The sequence below is a fragment of the Escherichia sp. MOD1-EC7003 genome (assembly GCF_002965065.1).
GTDB lineage: Bacteria > Pseudomonadota > Gammaproteobacteria > Enterobacterales > Enterobacteriaceae > Escherichia.
In genome coordinates this window covers 1-6,364 of the sequence record NZ_PTRE01000052.1, presented here as the reverse complement: position 1 = coordinate 6,364, position 6,364 = coordinate 1, and the positions used below count along the sequence as shown (strand labels likewise).

Below are 6,364 nucleotides of genomic sequence, written 5' to 3'. Positions count from 1 at the left end.
CCATGGACAGAGACTACCTCGCGTCAGTCCTTGCGGGGAGCGGGCTTTCGTAATCTTGCCCTGGGGGAATATTACAAAATCTCTCCCGGAGAAATGAAGGTGGGGGACTATGTACAAATTGCCAGAGATTACCATATTACGCCAGGAAAGCATGAATGTAGTTTTTATACGAATGTGTGGTCGACTGTTGATTCAAAGGTTACAGAGGATGATAAAGATGTGGATTTTTATAATTTTAAATCCAATGTGGTGAACGTAGAGTTAAACAATCCTTATTACGCACAGATTTTTTTGAGAAACCATTAGTAAATATTAATGTCAGGGAAAAATAATGCAATATCTCATTAATGAAGGACATTTTACCCTACCGGGAAACTGGCAGGACAGTAGTATGAATATTCTTACACCGATATTAAGTGCGGTTGCGTCAAAAATGAAACCATCAGCGTGGGAGAAGACCGCAATGCCACCATCACAAAAAATGATGGTCTTTCCGTCAAACTGGCTCAAACCATCAATGTCGGAACGACATATCGTCTGGATGTTGGCGATCAATTTACCCTTCGTTGCGGCGAGGCGGCGCTCGTTTTACACAAAGACGGCTCTATTGAGTTTTGCGGAAAACAACTTTTACTGCACACCAGCGATGTTATGCAACTCATTGGTAGTGGCATTGATATGAATCCGGATGGCGGTACAGCCATGACTGCGGATGATATTGCCCCGTTACCTACCCCGGACGTTTCTGAATAAAAAAATATAAAAGGAATTTTTTCTATGACCAGCCTTTACCGTATTCAGGAAGGCAGCTTTGCCCTGCCTGAAAATTTTCTTGATCGCACCGTCAATATCTTCGTCCCATCGGGTAATGAGAGGGCAACCCCCAGTCTGAATATTTCTCGCGATACGCTCAGGCCCGATGAAAATCTGACCACCTATATTGACCATCAGATAGCCTTGATGAAAAAAAACCTGGGCCAGCACCGGGTACTTTCGCGGGGTACGGCACTGGCGGGAACTGGCGAAGCTGCCATCACCGGTGAGCAGATCCTCGCCACCCATCGTTCTGGAAAAACAGAAGTGTACCAGCGCCAGGCCGGGTTTATCACCGGCCCCGGAAAAGTCCTGGTGTTCACGCTGACCAGTCAGCGCCCTTTTGATGAGCATACCGACCAGCTATGGACTGCCTGGCTGGCAAGTTTTCAGCCTGCTAAAAGCTAAAAAAACAGGGAGGTTTTGTCATGTACGAAGCCGCACGGGTGGATGACCCCATCTACCACACCAGTGCCCTTGCCGGGTTTCTTATAGGGGCAATCATTGGCATCGCCATTATTGCCGTCGCCGCCTTTGCTTTCTTTACCTGTGGTTTTCTGGCCGGACTGGTTCTGAGTTTTCTGGCAGACCAGATAGCCTCCGGAATCCTGCAACTGGGGGAAGCCATCGGGCGCTCGATACATTCCACAGTGGGAAAAATTCTGACCGGCTCTCCCGATGTCAGCACCAACAGCCGTCCGGCGGCCCGCGCTGTGCTCAGTACAGTAATATGCGAAGACCATTCCCCGGAAATCCGCATTGCTCAGGGTTCCGGCAATATCTACATCAACAGCCAGCCTGCTGCCCGTAAGGATGACCACACGGAATGTGATGCGGTGATTGAGGACGGCTCTCCCAATGTCTTTCTCGGCGGCGGTACGCAGACGGTACTGGAAATCAGCCCGGAAATCCCTGACTGGCTGCGTCAGGTGGTGGATGTGCTGTTTATGATCGCTGGTTTGCTGGGTGGACTGGGCGGGGCGTGGCGGCAGGCGGCAAAGCTAGGCTCGAAATTCGGCACAAAATGTGCGGCAAAATTTATTGGCGGGCAACTGGTCGGGATGGGCGTCTCTGATGCTGTCATGGGGCTGTTCAGCAATCCGGTGGATGTCACCACCGGGCAAAAAATTCTGTTGCCGGAGACGGATTTCACCCTGCCGGGCCGCCTGCCCGTCACCTGCTCACGCTTTTATGCCAGCCACCTGGAGACAGAGGGACTTCTGGGCAGAGGATGGCGGCTGAACTGGGAGATAAACCTGCGTGAGGATGAGACATATATCACTCTCATCGGGGGACAGGGGCGGGAGCTGAGTTACCCGAAAGAACGGCTGACGCCGGGCCACCAGATATTCGACCCGGAAGAGCAGTTTTACCTGAGCCGCCTGCATGACGGGCGCTATGTGCTGCATTACACCGACCGCAGCTATTACGTGTTTGATGAATTTGATGACCACGGCGTCGCGCCGTTACTTTTTATGGAAACCCCGTACCGGCAGCGTATTGCTTTCGGGCGTGAGAACGGCAGGCTGGTGCGGGTGGCCTCCAGCAGCGGGCATCATCTGTTATTGCACCGCACGATGACGCCAGCGGGGGAACGCCTGTCGCATATTGAACTTGTGAAGGGCGGGCGTCCCGGTAACCTGGTGGAATACCGTTACGACGCCAGCGGGCAACTGACCGGCGTGGTGGACCGGGCGGGCGTGACGGTGCGCCAGTTTGCCTATGAAAATGGCCTGATGACAGAGCATCGCAACGCGACGGGGTTTACCTGTACCTACCGCCGGGAAGAGATTGAGGGGTTTCCCAGGGTGGTGGAGCACTCGACAAGCGATGGCGAGGATTACCGATTCCACTATGATTTTGCGGGCGGTCAGACGGTGGTGACCGGCAGGCCGGAGCAGAAGTGGCAGTGGTGGTTTGATGAACAGACGTATGTGACCGCGCACAGGACGCCGGGCGGGGGGATGTACCGCTTCACCTACAACGAAAACCATTTCCCCGTAGCGGTGGAACTTCCCGGTGAACGCAGGGTGACGCTGGAATACGACACCCTGAGCCGGGTGGTGAAAGAGACGGACGCGGCAGGCCGGGTGACACAGACGCAGTGGAACGGGCGTTTTGATGAAATCACGCGCCGGGCACTGGATGACGGGCACGTATGGAAAGCGGATTACAACGACCACGGTCAGGTGATACGGGAGACGGACCCGGAAGGGCGCGTCACGCGGTACGGGTATGATGAACAGGGGCTGGCGGTCAGCCGCACGGATGCGCGGGGCGGCGAGGCTGCGCTGGTGCACGATGCGCGCGGTCAGCTGACGCGATACACCGACTGTTCAGGGCGCGTCACGGGTTATGAATACGATGAAGACGGCAACCTGACGGCGGTGACGGACGCGGAAGGGAAAACGGTACGCATCCGCTATAACCGTCAGGGTCTGCCGGAGACGGTGGACCATCCGGGTAAACAGCAGGACCGTTACACCTGGAACGCGCTGGGATTACTGAGCAGCCACCGTCGCATCACGGGCAGTGTGCAGTCCTGGCAGTATACGCCGCGCGGGCTGCTGGCGCGCCACACGGATGAAGAGAAACGGGAGACGAGCTGGCATTATACCGCGGAGGGATGGATTGCCAGTCTGGGCAACGGCAACGGTGCCCTTTACCGGTTCAGTCACGATGCGGATGGACGGCTGACGGGAGAACAGCGCCCGGACGGTCTGATACGGATGTTTGTGCTGAATGCGGGCGGGTTCCCGGTCATCATCCAGACGCAGGGCACGGAAGGCGGGATGCGTGATGAGTGGCAGGAGCGTGATGCGCTGGGCCGCCTGTTGCGCAGTGAGACGCAGCACAGTACGCGGACCTTCAGCTACAACCGTCTTGACCAGATAACGGAGGTGACGCTCACCCCGACGGAAGAAGGGGAGCGGCTGCACCACATGCAGGCAGACAGGGTACGTTTTGCGTATGACCGCAGCGGGTGGCTGACGGCAGAGCACAGCGTGCACGGCAGCATAAAGTACCGGCGCGATGCGCTGGGCAATGCCACGGACATCACCTTACCGGACGGGCAGCACCTCAGCCATCTTTACTACGGCAGCGGGCATCTGTTACAGACGGCACTGGACGGTATCACGGTCAGCGAATATGAACGTGACAGCCTGCACCGCCAGGTGATGCGCACGCAGGGCGCACTTACGACATTCAGCGGCTACAACGCCGACAACCGGTTAAGCTGGCAGCGCAGCCTGCCAGGCGGCAGCCAGAATCCACAGCAGGCCGGTAAACCCCCGGCGCAGAACGACAGCGTGACGGCGCGGGACTATATCTGGAACGCAGACGGTGAAGTTGGTGGCATCAATGACAAACTGCGCGGTTGCCTGGTGTTCAGTTATGACCGGAGCGGCTGGCTGACCAGCCGCACGGGTCAGATGTACGACCATGCCCATTATTATTACGATAAAGCCGGAAACCTGCTGACGGACGAGTATCAGAGTGCGGTGATGGACAACCGTCTGCCGGGCTACGGGCGTGACCGTTACCGTTATAACGAATGGGGCGAACTGACTGACCGCAGGGACCAGCAACTGGAGTGGAACGCGCAGGGACAACTGACGCGGGTTATCAGCAGCAATACGGAAACGCGGTATCAGTACGATGCGCTGGGCAGGCGCATCAGCAAGGCGACGTATGGCCGCCATACGGACCGGGGAGAGCGAAGCCAGACAACGTTTGTGTGGGAAGGATTCCGGCTGTTGCAGGAGAGCACGTGGCAGGGAAAGCGGACATACCTGTACGATGCGGAGCAACCATACACGCCGGTGGCGGCCATCACGGGGCGCGGAGAGAGCCAAAAAATCTGGTATTACCACACGGACGTGACGGGCACGGTACAGGAGGTGACCGCAGCGGACGGGACGCTGGTGTGGGCGGGGTATCAGGCGGGATTTGGGGAAAACCGGGGTGACATCAGCAACAGCGGGGCGTACTTTGAACAGCCGCTGCGGCTGCCGGGACAGTATTTTGATGAAGAGACGGGGCTGCACTATAATCTGTTCAGGTATTATGCGCCGGAGTGCGGGAGGTTCGTAAGCCAGGATCCGATTGGGCTAAGAGGTGGATTAAACCTCTATAGTTACGGTCCGAATCCACTGAGTTGGATTGATCCTCTTGGACTGGACTGGAATTACTATTTAACGGACAGTAATGGTGATATTTATTATCATGGTCGTGCATCTGACTCCGCATCATTAAATGATGTGATGCGCAGACATAGTAACAATGTTGGGGCTGATGAGAAAGCCCGATTTGGTAAAGGTGATTCCATACATAGAACAACTCCTGTTGGGACCGATTATGATACTGTTCGCGGTATAGAGAATTCAGGTATTCGTGAGAAAAATGTTTTAGGTAAAGGAAGTGAGAGTGTGAGGGGGAACCTTATTCAGGGCATTTCTGATGATAAGATAAAAACGGACACAGGAAAGTTTAGAGTTGAGTCTGCTGATAACTATATGAAAGCTCATGGAGTCTCAACAGCAAGTGAATTAAAACCACTGGAAAGTAAATCCTTTAACTCGGGGTGTTGAATATGGATGATTATGATGCAAGAGCTCTTAATATTTTGAAAAACTATCATCCTGCATACCCCGACCGAACATCACCTGAAGATTATGGATATGCAAAAGAAAAGGGTTTGATGTTTGAAAAGAAAGAAATGACACATGATGAAATATTGCTATGGGCATTCAGGGAATATAATGAATGCAATAAAAAATCTATCACGGATGATTTTATTTATGGTCTATTCTATGGTGTTTCGTATCGTAGAGCGCCTCTTTCTGCGTACGCAATAATGACAAAGTACCCACAGCATAGTTATAAACCGTATACTACTGAAATAAGTAATGCACATTGTAATTTATGTGCGTTGTATGAGTCGCAATCAGTAGATTTATCTTTTATAAATGCTTGCCGATGGTGTGGTAGTATTATTCATCGTCGTCCTGATATGCTGGCATTTTATCTTCATCAGCATAAGAAAGAGGCACATCTTGCGCCAGATGATAGGGCAGTAAATATGTTTGTTACATTACTGAAAGCTATTTTTAATTCTGAATTAGATGAAAAACCTACAACATTGATGAAAAGGCTAAGAAAAGCGAATGTAGCAAAAATGAAGATGGGGGAAATTAAATATTTTTTGGATACATTAGGTTACTGTGGCATACTGGAAACTCCAGAACACAGAGGATTCATTTATAACTTTACAAATTACCTTAATCCAAGAAAATCAAGAAGTTCTGACTGGGGATATCCTGTTGATTTTTGGACAGGAAAGAATGGTATCAATTTCGATGCCTTAGATTATTGGTTCGGCTCTTATTTCGATTTGAATAGAATAAAAAATTAGATTTTTTCCCTGTCGCACAGGTAGGGAACCGGTTAAGGTATGTGAAATTGTGCTCCACTTTCGAATAACCTTTGGGGAGTGTTAGAAATTCTGTGTCATTCCAGTAATATACAATCAAAAAGGAATGACACATGT

General features: G+C 52.2%; 4 protein-coding genes and 1 pseudogene. All 5 read left to right on the top strand.

Annotated features, from left to right (window positions below; translation table 11 throughout):
• On the top strand, positions 1-306 hold a 306-nt coding region (locus A7090_RS26295; protein WP_206748392.1), incomplete at its 5' end, for a hypothetical protein.
• 120 nt (positions 307-426) lie between these two features.
• Positions 427-753, top strand: a pseudogene (locus tag A7090_RS10240) (type VI secretion system Vgr family protein); the annotation flags it as partial.
• 24 nt (positions 754-777) lie between these two features.
• Positions 778-1,221 (top strand): DcrB-related protein, encoded by a 444-nt coding sequence (locus A7090_RS10235; RefSeq protein ID WP_105273953.1) that lies wholly within the window; start codon positions 778-780, stop codon positions 1,219-1,221.
• 20 nt (positions 1,222-1,241) lie between these two features.
• Complete coding sequence (locus tag A7090_RS10230; RefSeq protein ID WP_241957269.1) at positions 1,242-5,405, top strand: RHS repeat-associated core domain-containing protein; 4,164 nt, start codon at positions 1,242-1,244, stop codon at positions 5,403-5,405.
• A gap of 2 nt (positions 5,406-5,407) precedes the next feature.
• Positions 5,408-6,229 (top strand): hypothetical protein, encoded by an 822-nt coding sequence (locus A7090_RS10225; RefSeq protein ID WP_105273952.1) that lies wholly within the window; start codon positions 5,408-5,410, stop codon positions 6,227-6,229.
• Positions 6,230-6,364 lie beyond the last annotated feature (135 nt).